16 protein-coding genes are annotated in these 16,700 nt (G+C 70.7%); 10 read left to right on the forward strand and 6 right to left on the reverse strand.

Features of this window, described 5'->3' with window-relative positions:
• Positions 1-43 precede the first annotated feature (43 nt).
• From C5708_RS09525 to C5708_RS09555, 7 genes are all read left to right on the forward strand, one after another.
• Positions 44-274, forward strand: a complete 231-nt coding sequence (locus C5708_RS09525; RefSeq protein WP_242920382.1) for a hypothetical protein — start codon at positions 44-46, stop codon at positions 272-274.
• Positions 275-277: 3 nt separating this feature from the next.
• Positions 278-991, forward strand: coding sequence for an MgtC/SapB family protein (locus C5708_RS09530; protein WP_242920384.1), 714 nt, complete (start codon positions 278-280; stop codon positions 989-991).
• A gap of 419 nt (positions 992-1,410) precedes the next feature.
• Positions 1,411-2,046: a LuxR C-terminal-related transcriptional regulator gene (locus tag C5708_RS09535; RefSeq protein ID WP_242920386.1), complete on the forward strand. Its 636-nt coding sequence runs from the start codon at positions 1,411-1,413 to the stop codon at positions 2,044-2,046.
• Between the two features lie 336 nt (positions 2,047-2,382).
• Positions 2,383-3,015, forward strand: a complete 633-nt coding sequence (locus C5708_RS09540) for a hypothetical protein (RefSeq protein ID WP_242920388.1) — start codon at positions 2,383-2,385, stop codon at positions 3,013-3,015.
• An 87-nt stretch (positions 3,016-3,102) separates the two neighbouring features.
• Complete coding sequence (locus tag C5708_RS09545) at positions 3,103-3,486, forward strand: hypothetical protein (RefSeq protein ID WP_242920390.1); 384 nt, start codon at positions 3,103-3,105, stop codon at positions 3,484-3,486.
• Positions 3,487-3,572: 86 nt separating this feature from the next.
• Complete coding sequence (locus C5708_RS09550; protein WP_242920392.1) at positions 3,573-4,319, forward strand: C39 family peptidase; 747 nt, start codon at positions 3,573-3,575, stop codon at positions 4,317-4,319.
• Positions 4,316-4,897: a hypothetical protein gene (locus C5708_RS09555; protein ID WP_242920393.1), complete on the forward strand. Its 582-nt coding sequence runs from the start codon at positions 4,316-4,318 to the stop codon at positions 4,895-4,897. The genes C5708_RS09550 and C5708_RS09555 overlap by 4 nt, the downstream gene beginning before the upstream one ends.
• A gap of 86 nt (positions 4,898-4,983) precedes the next feature.
• On the opposite strand, the gene C5708_RS09560 is transcribed toward C5708_RS09555, so the two are convergent.
• Both C5708_RS09560 and C5708_RS09565 read right to left on the reverse strand, forming a co-directional pair.
• A complete protein-coding gene (locus C5708_RS09560) occupies positions 4,984-6,309 on the reverse strand; it encodes a SlyX family protein (RefSeq protein ID WP_242920395.1) in 1,326 nt (441 codons plus the stop codon).
• 48 nt (positions 6,310-6,357) lie between these two features.
• Complete coding sequence (locus C5708_RS09565) at positions 6,358-7,056, reverse strand: helix-turn-helix domain-containing protein (RefSeq protein ID WP_242920397.1); 699 nt, start codon at positions 7,054-7,056, stop codon at positions 6,358-6,360.
• A 271-nt stretch (positions 7,057-7,327) separates the two neighbouring features.
• Between C5708_RS09565 and C5708_RS09570 the strand changes: the two genes are divergently transcribed.
• Both C5708_RS09570 and C5708_RS09575 read left to right on the forward strand, forming a co-directional pair.
• Positions 7,328-9,547: a PAS domain-containing sensor histidine kinase gene (locus C5708_RS09570; protein WP_242920399.1), complete on the forward strand. Its 2,220-nt coding sequence runs from the start codon at positions 7,328-7,330 to the stop codon at positions 9,545-9,547.
• Entirely contained in the window at positions 9,537-10,166 is a 630-nt protein-coding gene (locus C5708_RS09575) for a response regulator (RefSeq protein ID WP_242920400.1), read from the forward strand. The genes C5708_RS09570 and C5708_RS09575 overlap by 11 nt, the downstream gene beginning before the upstream one ends.
• A gap of 16 nt (positions 10,167-10,182) precedes the next feature.
• On the opposite strand, the gene C5708_RS09580 is transcribed toward C5708_RS09575, so the two are convergent.
• The 4 genes from C5708_RS09580 to C5708_RS09595 are packed head-to-tail and all read right to left on the reverse strand — an operon-like array spanning position 10,183 to position 14,268.
• The gene (locus C5708_RS09580) at positions 10,183-10,878 is read right to left on the reverse strand and encodes an ABC transporter ATP-binding protein (RefSeq protein ID WP_242920402.1); all 696 of its coding nucleotides are present in this window, start codon (positions 10,876-10,878) and stop codon (positions 10,183-10,185) included.
• Entirely contained in the window at positions 10,875-12,221 is a 1,347-nt protein-coding gene (locus tag C5708_RS09585; RefSeq protein ID WP_242920404.1) for a TolC family protein, read from the reverse strand. Before C5708_RS09585 ends, C5708_RS09580 begins: the two co-directional genes overlap by 4 nt.
• Entirely contained in the window at positions 12,218-13,126 is a 909-nt protein-coding gene (locus C5708_RS09590; protein ID WP_242920406.1) for an HlyD family efflux transporter periplasmic adaptor subunit, read from the reverse strand. The genes C5708_RS09585 and C5708_RS09590 overlap by 4 nt, the downstream gene beginning before the upstream one ends.
• Before the next feature lie 14 nt (positions 13,127-13,140).
• Positions 13,141-14,268, reverse strand: coding sequence for an FtsX-like permease family protein (locus C5708_RS09595; RefSeq protein ID WP_242920408.1), 1,128 nt, complete (start codon positions 14,266-14,268; stop codon positions 13,141-13,143).
• 472 nt (positions 14,269-14,740) lie between these two features.
• Here C5708_RS09595 and C5708_RS09600 point away from each other — a divergent pair, with 472 nt between their 5' ends.
• Entirely contained in the window at positions 14,741-16,549 is a 1,809-nt protein-coding gene (locus C5708_RS09600) for an amidohydrolase family protein (protein WP_242920410.1), read from the forward strand.
• Positions 16,550-16,700 lie beyond the last annotated feature (151 nt).

Here is a 16,700-nt window from a genome sequence, read left to right on the forward strand (position 1 = left end):
ACGGCGACGGGCCCCTCGTCGGGCCGCATGATCGGAGGCCGCGATGACCGCCATGACCCAACACACCCGCCGCGCGTCGCCGCGCCTGCCGACGGCGGCCTATCTCGCCGCCGCCTCGCTCGTCCTCGGCGCGGCGCGGTTGCTCTATCGGATGAAGCTGATCCGCGGCGACGGCCTGCTGGCGGCGCTGCGCTGCTCCAATCGCCTGTCGCGGGCGACGATGGAGACCTGGCGCCGGCGGCGAAGCCCGTTAAGCTCGCGCCCCGGGAGGTGACCCTTGCAGCCCCTGATCTTCAACGGACCTTCCTTCATCAACGCCCTGGTCTGCCTCGGCACCGCCTTCGTGCTCGGCGGGCTGATCGGCGTCGAGCGGCAGTACCGGCAGCGCAACGCCGGCCTGCGCACCATGGTGCTGGTGGCGGTGGGGGCTGCGGCCTTCGTCCATCTGGGCGGACGACTGACCGGTCCCGACGGGCAGACGCGGATCATCGCCTATGTGGTGTCCGGCATCGGCTTCCTCGGGGCGGGCGTGATCATGAAGGAAGGGCTGCAGGTGCGCGGCCTCAATACCGCCGCCACCCTGTGGAGCTCGGCGGCCGTCGGCGCCTGCGCCGGGGCGGGACTGCTGGCCGAATCCGCCGCCGTGGCCGTCTTCATCCTGGCCGGCAACACCCTGCTGCGCCCCCTGGTCAACTACATGAACCGCCAGCCCCTCAGCGCCAGCGAGACCGAGGCGCTCTATCAAGTGCACGTCATCTGCGCCCCGGCCGACATCTCCGCCGCGCGCGACCTGCTCTACGAGGAGCTGGAGCGCCACCACTATCCGATCCGCGACATCCAGACCCTGTCCGAAGGCGAGGACCTGGTGGAGCTGGCCGCCGCCCTGGTGCCGACCACCGCCAACGCCGAGGACCTGGACGCCATCACCGCGCACCTGTCGCACCACGGCGTCGTCTCCAGCGCCACCTGGACGGTCAGCACCACGCTCTAGCACAGCGAGCGTCCCGACCGGGCTCTATACTCGCCACAGTCGTGGCAAGTCGCTTGTTCTTGCATCCCTGGGTTTAGTTGCACTCCGCCTGCCAGAATGTTTTACAACGTCAAATATATCAAAGAAGAGAAAAGCCGGCCGAGAACAGGAGGCGAAGCGGCCCTTACTCATAGTTCACGACGACAGCCGAGAACTCATTAAAATATACATTTCAATCTTCAATTCACCTGAAACATCATTACGGCAAGATGTCGCCCCTCAAACACCTGAGGCGTTCCGCCGCATATTGGCGAATCAAAAACCGTCGTAGTTGTATGCTGTCACGTACGGCAGTTCACCTACTTAAAATTCAGTAGTCCCCCTGCACCGATCCATCCCTACATAGTTTCGCCTGAGCGTTCACATGAGGGAGTGCACGAATGGAATCATCTGCGCCCTGGGATTTCGTCGGCCCGTCGCTGGGCCTCATCCTGGACCGCATCCATGTCGGCGCCGTGCTGCTGGACGAAAGCGGCCGCATCGCCTTCGCCAACAGCCGGGCCCGGGACCTGTTGCAGTCCGGAACCCCGGTGCTTGAGACCGACGGCCGCCTCGCCGTCTGGCCGCCGCAGAAGAAGCATTTCGACCGCCTGCTCTGGTCGGCCATGGAGGGACGGCGCGACGCTCATCCGCTGACCCTCGGGGCCTATGACGAGGAGCACCGGATGATCATGGTGATCGAGCCGCTGCACGACGAGCCGCTCACCCGGTCGCGCTGGACCATCGCCTGGATCGTCGACAGCGACGGCGCCGAGCCGAACTGCGAATGGCTGGCCGCCCTGCACCAGCTGACCCCGGCCGAGAAGAACGTCACCCTGAACCTCGCCCGCGGCCTGTCGACCGTCGAGGTGGCCCGCAAGCTGTCGATCTCGGTGGCCACGCTGCGCACGCACCTGCGGCGCATCTTCGGCAAGACGGGATGCCAGAACCAGGCCGCCCTGGTGCGCCTGGCCCACCTGCTGCCGATCAGCCCGATCGCCGTCCACCACGTCCAGCCGACCGCCGCCGTGGCCTGACGCCCACGGCGGAGCGGCCTGCGACAAAACGGCGCCGGCCGCCGTCGCCCCCGCCGCCCACCGACTATCCGTAGAGGTCTCGCCGCCCGCACGCCGCTATTAGCGGTGTTTTCGCGTGTCAGGCGACCAATATTTCAAGTCTATATCCGCCTTGGGAAAATAGAATTCCGGCGAAGATTTGACCCCCTTGACGAATATCATGTCGCCGCACAGTCGGCGACCGTAGGGTCACAGCACTCTCGACGAGCTGCGGGGGTATGGAAGTGGCTTTTGCAGCACGTACTCGTGCCTCGATAGCCGTTTACTTGGATCCATCTGAATACCTGGAGAACGACCATGAAGTATTCAGTTCTTGCTGCGGTCTCCGCCGCGGCCCTGGGGCTGGCTTTCTCGGGCGCCGCCTACGCCCAACAAGGTGGCACGAACAACACGTCGGGCAACCTCGGCCTGCTGAGCGCCATCGGCAATCAGCTGAACGCCGACAGCAACCATAACAACGACAACAGCAACCACGACAACGGCAACCTGCAAGTCGACGGCAACACCCTGTGGGCCGGCAACACTTGGACCGACAGCTCCACGCACGTGAGCGTGGGCAATGTCAGCCTGTCGGTCGACACCGCCACCAACAACCAAACCCTGAACGGCAACGTCAGCGGCAACGGCTTCAACATGCAAGCCAACCAAGCGGCGGCGGCCGGCGGGTCCGGCGGTGACGGCGGCAGCGGCTTCGGCATCGGCCTCCTGGCCGGCGTCGGCGCCGGCGCGGCTGGCGGCGCGGGTGCGGCTGGCGCGGCTTCGAGCGGCAACAACCAACCGGTGTACACCGGCGCGATCGACATCGCCGGCGCGGCCTATCAAAGCTTCGCCGGGATTCAGACGGCTTCGTACAACACCGGCCTCGGCTCGAACGTGCAGTCGAACACCGGCGTGGCTGCGAACGCCAACGTCTCCTTCGGCCACAACTAACAGAGCCTGCTGGTTGGATCGGAGGGTTCGCCCTCCGATCCAATCCTTTTGCATCGGGGGCGCAGCCCTCGGTTCAGGGAGGTCGCCATGATCATGCAGCTTGCCGGCCCGGCGGTCGCCGCCCTGCTCGCCCAGACCGATCCGGCCATGACCGGCCCGACGGCGCAGCCGGCCACGACTCCGCCGCCCGCATCGGCGCCCGCGTCGACCGACAAGATCGCGCTGCCCGCCGCCGACCTGGCCGGCCTGCAGGGCGAGGGCGTCGATCCGCAACTCGTCTCCGTTCAAGACCTGAACGCCACCAACACCGGCAACACGGTCAGCGCCGCCGGCTCGTTGACGACGGGGTCGATCGCCCTCAGCGGCGCGGTGATGTCCAACTTCACCGGCATCGGCAACTTCGTGTTCAACACCGGCAACAACAACAATCTGCAAGGCAACGTCACGGTCAACATCGTCCTGGCGCGTTGACCGGGCCGTCTTCGGGGTCGAGCACGATGTCCAAACGCCCGTCATCCGCGCCGCGGTGCGCCGCGATCCGCAGCCCGCGCCTCCGCGTGGGGCTGGGGGCGGCCCTGCTGGGCGCGGCGCTCGGCGCCGTCGCCTTCGGCGGCCAGGCCTCGGCCTCCAGCATGCAGGTGGTGCCCGACGGCGGCTCCTTCTCCATGCAGGTGGTCAGCTGGCGCGACATCCCCTTCCGCACCGTGGTCCGCCAGCAGTACGACTACAGTTGCGGCTCGGCCGCCGTGGCCACCCTGCTGCGTTATCACTACGGCCGGCCGACGGTCGAAAGCGACGTGTTCTCGGCCATGTGGCGCAGCGGCGACCAGGCCCAGATCAAGCGGGCCGGCTTCTCCATGCTGGACATGAAGCGCTACCTGGACAGCCAGGGCTACATGGCCGACGGCTACCGCATGCCGCTGGACCAGCTGGCCAAGCTCAAGACGCCCGCCATCGCGCTGATCCAGATCGGCCCCTACAAGCACTTCGTGGTCATCAAGGGCGTTCATGACGACAAGGTGCTGGTGGGCGACCCGGCCCTGGGCCTGCTGACCATCACCCGGCCGAAGTTCCAGAGCATCTGGAACGGCATCGTCTTCGCCGTGCGCAAGCCGCCGGCGTCCGCCGCCGCCCCGGTGTTCAACGACCAGAGCGAATGGGACCCGTGGTCGACCGCCCCGACCGTGGCCTCACTGCCGCGCTGGGCGCTGGCCGACCTGACCATGTCCATGGCCCCGATGTACCAACTGACCACCGGCGGCCAGACCATCAACCTCAGAAATCCCACGGCAGGCGTCCCATGACACTGCGAAGCCACATCGCGCCGCTGCTGGCGGCCGCCGTCGCCCTCGTCGCCCCCCTGCCCGCCCATTGCGACGGCTGGGACGCGGTCGCCCCCGTCGGCGACGAGGTGCTGAGCCAACAGCGCGGCGGCTTCCTGGTCGCCGACGGCATCGCCTTCGACTTCGGCGCGGTGATGCGCACCTTCGTCGGCGGGCAGCTGGCGCTGGAGACCACCCTGACCTGGACCCCCACCGGCCCGGTGACCCAGCAGACCGCGTTCGGCGGAGCCATGCCGGCCACCCTGGCCGACATCCAGACCGCGCTGACCAACGCCGGCCTGGGCTCGACCTCTGTGACCGGGCAGAACAGCTACCTGCTCAACGCCGGCCAGACCGTGCTGATCCAGAACGCCAGCAACGGCGCGGTGCAGAACCTGCTGCTCAACACCGCCAGCAACCAGGTCATCACCCAGGACCTGGCGGTGACCCTGACCCTGCCCAACAGCGCCGCGTTCCAGGGCGCGATCAACACCCAGCAGCTGGGCTTCGCCCTCAACGCCGCCGGCACGGCCGCGGCGATCGGAGCCCTGCACCGCTGAGGCTCCCGCAAGGCCTCCCGGCCCCGACGACTGAGGGCCCGGCGCGAGCGCCGGGCCCTTTCTTGTCGTCCCGCCGCAAGGCGCCATCACCAGAAGGTGATGGGGATGCGGAACATGATGTGGGTGTTGGGGGCGTCGGCCGTGGTGCCGAACTCGTAGGTCGAGTTGATCCAGATGCGGTCGGTCAGCCGGAACGAGAAGCCCAGCGCGACCACCCCGACCTGGGCGCTCTTCGAGCGCTCGCGGTCGCCCGGGAAGTCGATCGCCGACGGCCAAAGGTAGGCGTACTTGTAGCCGAGCGAGTAGGAGAAGCGCGAGTTGAGCGCGAAGCCCATGCCCATGCTGACCGTGGCCACGTCGCCGGGCTCGACCTTGTTGATGGTCACGCCCGAAATGGTCTTCTTGATGCTCTGCTCGAAGCCGTAGGCGTAGCTGGCGGTGGCGTAGATCACCGCCGGGTCGGTCGGATAGAGCATGGTGATGCTCGGCTCGGCCGACCAGTAGCCCGAGCCGGTGGCCAGCTTCTCCTCGACCCCGAACTGGTCGCGCGGCACGGTGAACGGGTTGCTGCCCGTGTCGGACTTGACCCGCAGGCCGGCGATGAAGATCGGGAAGTTCGGCTTGATCTGGTTGATCTGGTAGCGGGCGGAGAACTCGATGTCGCCGATGTCCTGGTCCTGCAGCGAGATCTCGCGAGTGATCTGGGTGTCACGCTGTTGCACCACGCTGATGCGGTCGGCCCGCCACAGGTAAGGCACCCGCAGCTCCACCTCCAGCCGGCTGGTCAGGCCGTAGCGGGCGTCGATGGCCGCCGACCCGGCGGCGCGGTTGGTGTCGCTGGCCTCGATGACGCCCAGCTGGATGCCGGGCACGATCTCGACGCCGCGGAACACCAGGATGTGGGAAGCGGTGTTGGTGTATTCGATCTGCGGTTCGATCACCAGCTTGCCATGGGGCGTCAGCACGCTGGACTCCGGCGGCACGGCGGCGAGCTGCGGCCGACGCTCGTCGGGCGGCGCCTCGCCGACCGGCTGCTGCGGCGCCGCTGCGATCTGGGTCGGAGGGGCGGAGGACGGGGCCGTCGGCGGCGGGATGGCCGTCACGGACTGTTCGGGCCCGGGGGCGCTGCTGGCGTAGACGTTGTAGCCGGCGCCGCGCAGGTCGCGCAGGATCTGGTTGCGCACGCCGCCCAGGTCGTCGATCTGCTGGGTCTGGCGGCTGATCACCGTCTGCTGCTGGACGATCTGCCTGTGCTGGTCGGCCAGCTCGGCCTGCTGCGCCTGGAGCTGCCGCTCCTGCTTGGCGAGACGGGCCTCAAGGCTCTGGATCTGGGCGGCGACATCGGGCGTCGCCGCCTGTGCGTGGACGATCTGCGGCGCACCCGCCGCCGCCAGTAACGCGGCTCCACTCACGACACGCGTAAGCTCCTTGCGACTTACTGGCATAGCTCCCCCCTTTTTCTATTGAGGTGATCGCCTTGTCCAAGCCGATGCATCGGGCGCCGCCACGGCGGCCATGACGCGAGCCCGATCACCGGCGATCGTATTGTCCCGTCTGATCTCCCATTCGTTGGCGGCGGCCGTCCCCGGCCCGCCGGCCATGTCCTCGAGCTCGCACCGATCCAGGATCCTGACCCGCTGAGGGCCGCAAAACCCGATGAGTCGGCGACGCGCGAACTGTGAGAGCGTCCGGCTAACCGTCTCGGTGGTCAAGGCTAGGTGGTCGGCGATGTCCAGCCGGCACATCGGCAGCTCGATGGTTCCGTCCTGTCCGGCCTGCGCCGACATCGAGATCAGGAAGCCGGCCACCCGCTCGGCGGCGCTGCGCAGGCCCAGCAGGGCCACGCGGTCCTCGGCGCTGCGCAGGGCGTGCTTGAGCACGCGGTCGACCAGCGAGGCGTCGGCCTCGTTGCGCTCGGTCGGGCAGTCGATCAGCCGGTGGTCGTAGCGATGCAGCACCGCCGGCGTCACCGCCTCTGCGGCGGCTCGTCGCATGGGCCCGTCGACGCCGATCAGGTCGCCCGGAAAAAAGAAGCCCGTCACCTGCCGGTGACCGTCCGGAAGATAGCGGCAAGTCCGCACCACGCCGGCGCAGACCTCGTACCAGCTGTCCGCCGGCGTCTCCTCGCCATATACCGGAGCGTCCTTTTTACAACTCACGACTGTAAATTTAGCCGCACGGTTGAATATTTCGCCGTATCCAGTATGAATTGTGACCCTGCCACCCATGTTATTCTCCCAACCACCCAATGCAACAGCTACCCCTCATCTGACCAACAATGGAATTCGTGCACTTACGTAAGTAGATATACTTATCGAAAGGTCATCGAAATGGCGTACTAAGCCCAACGGACGCAACCGGAACTATGTTTGCATAGGGTGATATTCAGGGGGAAAGGGGAGCTGACTATGCGCCACGATCTGCCCGGCCATGATCGTCATTGAAGAAGGCCCGTTCCCGATTCCGGGGGCCGGGGCCGACGACGAGGCGGCGATTCAAAGGCTTCTGCGCAACGCCGACCTGCCCGCTGCGGCCTGGAGCGGCGGCCGTCTGATCGCCGCCAACGAGGCCTATCTGACCCTCGCGGGCGGCGTCGACCGGGGCGAGCTGGTGCGCGGCGACGCCGCCGACGCCCTGATCGCCGGGGACGGCGTGCGCCTTCGCAAGGTGTTCGACTTCACCTCCGCCAGCGCGGTGCGGGTCCATAGGGCTAATTTGTCGCGGTCGGACGGCGGCGGCTGGTCCGGCCTGGTGGTCGATTTCGAACTCGACGCCGGCCTGGTGCTGTCGCTGCTGATGGAAAGCGCCGCGCCTGCGGGCGCCGACCTGCCCGTCGGCGACATCCCCGAGATGTTCTTCACCGCCGGCCCGGCGGGCGGCATCGACTATGTCAGCCCCGCCCTGCACGATTTCATCGGCGGCGGCGGAACGTCGCAGGCCGGCAAGGCGCCCTGGGCCGACGCCATCCATCCCGACGACCAGCACCGCGTCGTCTCGACCTGGCGCGGCTGCCTGCGGACCGGCGAGGTCTTCGAGATCGACTACCGGCTGCGCCGGCGCGACGGGCAGTACCGCTGGATTCGCACCCGCAGCCGCCCCGTGCGACGGCGCGACGGCGAAGCCGGCTGGTTCGGCGCCTTCCTCGATATCCACGACCTGAAGAGCGCGCAGATCCTGCTGGGCGAGAGCGAGCGCCGGTTCCAGGCCATGTGCGACAACGCCCCCTGCGCCGTGCGGGTCATCGACGGCGAGCGGCGGGCGGTCTACGTCAACCGGGGCTGGTGCGACCTGACCGGCGTCGAGCCGGAGGCCGCCCTGGGCCACGACTGGTTCGCCCGCATCCACGCCGAGGACCTGGGCGCCGTCCAGGCCCGCTTCGCCGAGGCCGCCGCCCGGCGCGAGGCGCTGCGCATAGAGTACCGGGTGGTCGGCCGCGACGGCCGCCACCGCCGCGTGCTCGACGCCGCCGCGCCCCGCCTGGGGCCGGACGACCTGTTCCTCGGCCACGTCAGCATCATCAGCGACCTCAGCGCCCAGGCGGTCCGCCCGCCCCTGGCCGCCGCCGAACCGGCGGCGGCGGCCGGCGACGCGGCGTCCAAGCCGATGATCGTGCTCGATCCGCAGGGCGTCGTGGTCTCGGCCAACGCCGCCGCCGCGCACCTGCTGGACTGCGGCCCCGGCGAGGCCGAGGGCCGGGTCATCGACGACCTCGCGCCCAGCCTGGCCCTGCGCAGCCACATCGCCGCCCTGGGCCGCGAACCCGCCCTCGGGCGTTCGCTGACGCGCACCCTGACCGCCATCCAGGCCGACGGCGCGCGCACGCCTTACGAACTGTCGCTGACCGGCGTCGAGCTTGGACAGCTGCGCCTGTTCGTCGGGGTCTTCCACGATCTCAGCGCCCAGCAGCGCGGCGAGCGGCGGCTGCACGAACTGGAACGCGACCTCGCCCACATGGCCCGCCTCGGCGCGACCGCCGAGATGGCCCCGGCCATCGCCCAGGAGGTGAACCAGCCCCTGGCCGCCGCCGCCAACTACGCCTTCGCCGCCGAGACCCTGCTCGAAAGCGGCGACGCCGACGGCCCGGCCAAGGCGCGGGCCCTGGTCCACCAGGTCACCGACCAGGTGCTGCGCGCCGGGCAGCTGGTCCGCCGACTGCGCGATTTCAGCGCCAACGACCAGGGCGGCATGCGCCGCGAGGAACTCGGCGGCGTGATCGAGGAGGCGGCGGCCCTGGCCCAGGCGGGCCTGGGCCGCGCCGGCCTCCAGTTCCAGACCCCGAACCGCGCCAGGGGGCCGGCCTGGGCGCTGATCGACCGCGTGCAGATCCAGCAGGTGATCCTCAACCTCGCCCGCAACGCCGTCGAGGCCGCCGACGGCGACCTGCGGCGCAGGCTGCGCATCGGCCTGGAGGCCGCCCCGGAGGGCTGGATCATCACCGTCGACGGCGAAGGCCTGGACCCGCCGTCCGAGCATCCCGCCGGATCGCCGCCGCAGCCGTCGGACCCGCCGGGCGGCGTCGCCTTCGGCGTCAGCCGGATGATCGTCGAGGCCCATGGCGGCCGCGTCTGGGCCCAGGCGAGCGAGGGCCGCGCCGCCCGGTTCCGCGTCTCCCTGCCCGCAGCGCCGGAGGAGAACGTCGGTGTCGGATGAGCGCCTGGTGGTTCACGTCGTCGAGGACGACGGCGCGGTGCGGGAATCCCTGCGCATCCTGCTCGAGGTCGCCGGCCACGCCGTCGCCACCTACGCCACCGGCTCGGAATTCCTGGCCGGCGTCGAAGACGCCGAAGGCGGCTGCGTGGTCGTCGACCTACACCTGCCCGACCTCAGCGGCAGCGAGGTCCAGGCCGAGACCGGCGCCATCCGCCCCGACCTGCCCTTCGTGGTCATCACCGGCGACGGCCAGCTGGCCAACGCCGTCGCCGCCCTGCACGCCGGCGCCGTCGCCTGCCTGGAGAAGCCGTTCGAGCCGCCGGCCCTGCTGAACTCGGTGCACGCGGCCCTGGCCCAGCACCGCGAGCTGCGTCAGGTCAACGCCGAAAAGGCCAACGCCGACATGCTGCTGGCCCGGCTGAGCGCGCGCGAGCGCGACGTCATCGACTGCCTGGCCGCGGGGATGTCGGCCAAGACCATCGGCAAGAAGCTGGGCATCAGCCACCGCACGGTCGAGGCCCACCGCGCCCACATCATGGAGAAGTTCGGGGTCAAGAGCCTGGCGGCCCTGATCCGCACCGCCCTGACCCTGGGCTTTCCCACCAGCTCGACCGCCTGAGGCGCGCAGGCCGCCGTCAGTCGCGGAACTTGCCGTCCTCCATGTGCAGCAGGCGCGTGGCGTAGTTCTCCAGCCGCATGTCGTGGGTGACGCAGACCACCGTCGCCCCCTGGGCCGAGGCGGCGCTCTTCAGCAGCGAGGCGATCTGGCGGCCGTTCTCGGAATCGAGGGCCGAGGTCGGCTCGTCGGCGAAGATCAGCTGCGGCGACTTGGCCAGGGCGCGGGCGATGGCCACGCGCTGCTTTTCGCCCCCCGACATCTCGGCCGGGCGGTTGTTCAGGCGCCCGCCCAGGCCCACCGAACCCAGGGTCTCGGCGGCGCGGCGGCGCGCGGCCTCCTTGTCGAGCCCCAGTCGGCGCAGGACGATCTCGACCTGCTCGGAGGCGGTCAGGGCCGGGATCAGGTGGAAGCCCTGGAAGATGAAGCCGAAATGCTCCAGGCGCAGCTGGTCGCCCTCGGCGCGGGACAGGCCGGCGAGGTCGCCGCCCAGGACCTGAACCTTGCCGTGGTCTGGGCGCAGCAGGCCCGAGATGATCGACAGAAGGGTCGACTTGCCCGAGCCGGACGGCCCGGTGATCAGCACCATCTCGCCGGCGAACAGGTCGATGTCCACCGGCTTGAGGGCGACGACGCGGTCGGGACCGTCGCCGTAGCTCTTGTCGATTCCCCGTGCGGAGATGGTCGGGGTCATGGCGGCCGACTTGACGCTCACCGGCAGGCCCCGCCGCAGGCCAGGGCCGCGTCGATGCGGGCGCGCAGACGCCCCGCCCCCGCCTCGGCCACGGCCGCGTCCGCCTGGACGCCCTGGTCGCGCACGGCGGCCATGTCGAGGCCCGCGGCCGAGCCGGCCTCGCGCCGCGCCTGGGCGACAGAAAGCGCGCGCGCGGCGCGCGCGTCGGCGGCCTGGGCCTCGGCTTCCGCCTCGGCGGCGGCCTGCAGGCCGATGACGCCGGCGCGCATCTCGCCCCAGCCCTGCACCACCGCCTTGCGATAGGCGAGATCGGCCTGGTCGGCGTCGGCCGACGCCCCGCGGATGCGCGCCTTGGCCGCGCCCCCGTCGATCAGGTTGTGGCTGATGTTGGCCCCGATCACCCAGGCCAGCGACTTGGTGTCGAGCAGGTTCAGCAACTCGGCCTCGGCCGAGCCGAGGGCGGCGCCGATGGTGAAGCGCGGGCGCGAGGCCGCCACGGTCTCGGCCCGCTTGGCGTCGGCCGCCTGCAGGCGTTGCAGGGCGGCGGCGACGTCGGGACGCGCCGAGACCCGGTCGGACGACACCTCGAAGCCGACGGCCGGCGCGGCCGCCAGCGGCGCCGGCTTCGGCTCGGCGAGCGGCTCGGTGCGGCCCAGCAGGGCCCCGAGGCGGATGCGCTGTTCGTCGATGGCGCGCTGGGCGGCGCGGACCTGGGCCTGTTGGGTGGCGACGGCGGCGCGGCGGGTCTCCACCTCGGTCGGCAGGACGCCGCCCTCCCGCGCCTGAAGGCCGACCAGATCGGCGGCGCGGACCGCCAGGGCCAGGCGCTGTTCGGCGGACGCCTTCTGGGTCTGGGCCAGGCGCAGGGCGACATAGGCCCGGGCGGTCTCGGCCCCGACCAGCAGGCGGGCGGCGCGGACGTCCTGGTCGGCGGCGCGTTCCTCGGCCAGGGCGGCGGCGCGGGCCTTGGCCAGCCGCCCCCACAGGTCGACCTCGTAGATCGCGCTCACCGGCGGAACCATGCCGGAGGTGGACGACGAGAAGTCGCGGCCGCCGACCGCGCCCTCGACGCCGACCGTCACCTGCGGCGTGCGGCCCGACTTGGCCAGCTTGACGTCGGCCGCCGCATGTTCGAGGCGGGCCATGGCGATCTTGACGTCGAGCGAGGCCAGGTCGGCCTGACGCAGGAGGTCGGCCAGCACGGGGTCGCCGAAATCCTCGCGCCACACCGGCTCGCCCTGGGGGACCAGCCGCTCGATGGCGGGCGTCCGCTTGGCGGCGGAACCGTTGTTCAGGGAGGCGCACCCGCCCGGCAGGATCGACAGGGCCAGCAGCGCCGGGATCAGACGGTGGCGGAGCCTCACGGTTCGAACCTCACCAGCACCCGTTGCCCCAGGCGCAGGCCGTCGGCCGGCTCGACCTCGAGCACCACCGACAGCACCCGCGCGTCGGCGCGCGAGCCGGGCTCGTCGTTGAGGGCGGCGGCGCCGAACATCTCGGAGACGCGCAGGACCTTGGCCTTGTAGGTGCGACGCTCGTTGAACTCGCGGGTGACCGAGGCCGCCATGCCCGGCTTGACCCGGTCGGCGAAGGCCTCGTCCAGCTCGGCCCGGATGATGCGCGGCGCATCGGGGGCGATGGCGAACAGCGGCGTGGGCGTCGAGGTCGACACCGAGGCGCCGGCGGAGACGAAACGGCGCAGCACCACCCCGGCGGCCGGCGCGCGCACGGTGCGGGCCTCCAGGTCGAGGGCGGCCAGCTTGCGGCGCACCTCGGCGGCCTTGACCGCCTCGGCGGCCTGGTCGCGCTCGCCGGCGGCGATCTTGGCGGCGGTCTGGGCCTGGTCGGCGTCCTGGCGGGTGGCGGCGTCGGCCTTGGACAGGCGGGCCAGCCGGGCGGCCTCGCGGGCGGCGGCGGCGGCCTTGGTCTCGGCGATCGCCGCCTGGGCGCGCTTGTCGCCCTCTTCGGCGGCGGCGGCGTCCGCGTTCAGCCGGGCCTGGGCCTCGTCGAGAACGGCCAGAACCGCCCCCTTGGCCACGGTGTCGCCCTCATGGACCTTGACCTGGCCCACCACGCCGTCGCGCGGCGCGGTGATGCGGATCAGGCCGCCCTCGACGTCGACCACGCCCTTGGCGACGGCCTGGACGGCGGCGGCGGCAGGGGCCGCGGACCGGGGCTGGCTCCGTTCGCAACCGGCCAGGGCGACGGTCGACAGGCCCGCGACCAGAGCGGCGCGAAGGACGATCGACCGGGGAGAAGGCGCGCGCATGAGCGTTTCCAGGATCACAGAAGGAGGGAGGCGGGATCGGCCTGGGCCACGCGCCGAAGCGCGAAGACGCCGGAGAGCAGAGCCACCAGGATGACGAGCACCGCCGCCGTGGCCATCATGGCCGGCGACAGCACGATGGGCACGGCCTGCGACCCGGCCAGGCCGATCAGGCCGACGGTGAGCAGCGCCGCGACGCCGACGCCGGCCACGCCGATCCACAGGGTCTGGCCCAGGACGATCGAGCGCAGCGCGCCCATCGAGAAGCCGAGGGCGCGCAGGGCGGCGTAGTCCTTGAGCGAGGCGGCCACGGCGGCGGCCAGGGTCTGGCTGGTGATGACCACCGCCACCAGGATGGCGACCACGCTGCCGAACACGAAGGCGACGCCGGCGCCGGACTCGGCCAGCCAGTAGCGCGTGGTCCGGTCGGCGAAACGCTTGGCGGTCATCGCCTCGAAGCCGCGCCGCTTGCCCACGGCGTTGAGTTCGTCGGCGACCGCGGCGGCGCGGCGGGGATCGTCGACCTGGGCGACGAAATAGGCCACGTCGTCGCCCGGCCCAGCGTTGGGGTCCAGCCGGCGGGCGTTGGCCAGCGAGGTGATGACGTTGACGCCGCCCAGGCCGCGCAGGCCGCGGGTGGAGCCGACGACCTTGACCTGCCGGCCGTTGATCTCGACCACGTCGCCGACCTTGACGCCCAGCTTGCGGAAATCGGCGGTGTCGGCCAGCACCACGTCCGGCTGCAGCAGCAGGCGGCGCTGTTCGGGCGACAGGGCGTCGGCCAGGACCATGGCGTCGGGATGGGTGTCGATGCCGACGATGTAGACGTTGACCATGCCGCGCGAGCCGGTGCGCCATTCGCCCGAGCCCCACACGAACGGCTCGACCCGTTTGACGTGCGGGTCCATCCGCAGGAACAGCTCGGCCGTGCCGGCGATCGGCCGGCCGAGGTCGATGCTCTGCACGCCTGGGAAGCCCACCCAGAGGTCGGCGCTGGACCGGGTGACGTAGAGGCTGGACAGCGAGAAGATGCCGAGGATCACCGCCGCCTGCAGCAGGACCAGCAGGCCCGAAAAGCCGACCGCGATCACAGCCGGGGCGAAGCGGCGCCACTCATAGGTCAGGGTCTTGAGAGCGATCGACATCAGGTTCGCACCCGTCGCGCGACGGCGCGCCGCAGGCCCAGCCTAACGCCGCGCGGGCGGTCGGGCCGCCGGAAAATGTCTTGGCGCATGATCGGTCCGCGCTTCAGGAGGCCAGGTCGGGCGAGCGCGCCCCAGGGTGCGGCGCGCGCCGGCATGGTGAAGGGCGTTCGCGGGATTCGCCATGGGTGCGCATGGATGGACAGGTCACCATTTTCACAAGGCCGCTGCGACGCGACACCGCTCGCCCCCGGAGATAGAGACGCCGCGGCGGGCCATGCGCCTCAAGCGTTTCTTGAACAATCTCCGCCCCCAGCCGTCAAGCGACGTATCCGCGCATCGCCCCTCAGCCTTTGCGCGCGGCGAGCCATGTTTCAAATTCGAAATGAATCCAAAGGCGTTGAGGCCCCTCCCCAGACCTGCGTCTTAACCCTGAAAGGCGACGCGCGGCGACGCCCGAGCGAGGATTGAGATGATGCGGACAGCACGAACAGGCCTGAACCGGCGGTGGTTCGCCGCGGGCGCCCTGGCCGCGGCGGTCGGGGTCGGCGGCGCGGCGGGCGTCGCCGCGACCACCCAGCCGGACGCCACGGCCATCGTCGGCGCCACGGTGTTCGACGCCGCCGGCAACGCGCCGCGGATCGCCACCGTGGTCATCAAGAATGGGCGCATCGCCGCCGTCGGCCCGAACGTCAAGCCGCCGCGCGGGGCCAGGATCATCCGCGCCGACGGCGAAGCCCTGTTGCCGGGGCTGATCGACGTCCACACCCACTGGACCCCCGCCGGCGACCCGCGCCTGACCCCGGACATCGCCGCCGCCTATCTGGCCGCCGGCGTCACCACGGTGAACGACTTCAACGCCGCGCCGGAATCCTACGAGCCGCGCCGCCGCTGGCTGGCCGCGCTCGACACACCCCACGTCAACTTCGCCGCCCGCATCAGCACCCCGGGCGGCCACGGCGCCGACTGGGCCGACACCGCCACCACCAAGTGGGTCAATACGCCGGAAGCCGCCCGGGCGGCGGTCCGCGCCGTGGCCGCCTACAAGCCCGACGTCATCAAGGCCTTCACCGACGGCTGGCGCTACGGCTCGGCGCCGGACAACACCAGCATGGACGCCTGGACCCTGGCCGCCCTGGTCGACGAGGCCCACAAGCACGACCTCAAGGTCCTGACCCACACCGTCACCATCGACAAGGGCAAGGAGGCCGCCCAGGCCAAGGTCGACGTCATCGCCCACAGCCTGCAGAACCGCGAGGTCGACCAGGAGGTCGTCGAGCGGATGAAGGCGAACGGCACCTTCTACGCCCCCACCCTGGCGGTGTACGAGCCGGGCAAGGGCGGCAAGGCCGGCGATCCCGCCGACCCCAAGGTCCGCCAGGCCCTGCGCAAGTTCGACTACGCCCTGCACAACGTGAAGACGCTGCACGACGCCGGTGTCGTCGTGGCGCTCGGCACCGACGCGGGCATGCCCGACACCCCGCACGGGACCTCGACCCTGCGCGAGCTGGAGCTGCTGGTGCGGGCGGGGCTGACGCCGACCGAGGCCCTGACGGCGGGCTCCGCCGGCAGCGCCAAGGCCCTCGGCCAGTTCGGCGACCGCGGCTCGATCGAGGTCGGCAAGCGCGCCGACCTGGTGCTGGTCAAGGGCAGGCCCTGGGAGAGCATCGGCGACATCCGCAAGACCGACCGCGTGTTCGTCGACGGCCGGCTGGTGTTCGGCCCCGGGGCCGTGCGCCGCGCCGCCGACGCCGCCAAGGCCATGCCCGCCCTGCCGGCCAAGGCCAGGATCGACGACTTCGAGCGGGCCGACGGCCGCACCAACCTCGACACCCTGCGCACCGACAACGCAGACGGCGGCCTGGACCGCACCGTGCAGATCAGCACGGTGATCCCCCGCGGCCCCGCCGACCACGCCCTCAGCGTCGCCGCGCGGATGGCCTACAAGAACAACGCCTACGCCGGGGTGATCCTGCCGCTCAGCCGCGGCTCGATCGAGCCGGTCGACGCCCGCGCCTTCCACGGCCTGCGCTTCGACATCCGCGGCGACGGCGCCTACACGGTCGGCGTCAACAGCCTGACCGGCCTGTGGACGGCCGAGGTCTCGGGCGGGCCGGCCTGGAAGACGGTCGAGATCCCGTTCACGGCGCTGAAGAAGGAGGCGGGCTTCCGCCAGCTTCCCGGCCCCTGGACCGCCGACGACCTCGTCGAGATCCAGTTCGGCGGCGGCCGCGCCCCGGGCCAGAAGATGTGGTTCGAGATCGACAACGTCGAATTCTACTGACCGAAATTCCACTGACCGGCGAATTTCAGGGCGACGCCACCGACACGCTTCTGTGGCGCCGCGGCGACACCTGATCGCGCATGCGCCCGGCCCGGCTTCCTTTCGATGAGGGGGCCGGGCCGGCTTCCGTCTTACCCCCGAACAGCCGGAC

The sequence above is a fragment of the Caulobacter sp. CCUG 60055 genome, assembly GCF_022750545.1.
GTDB lineage: Bacteria > Pseudomonadota > Alphaproteobacteria > Caulobacterales > Caulobacteraceae > PUIC01.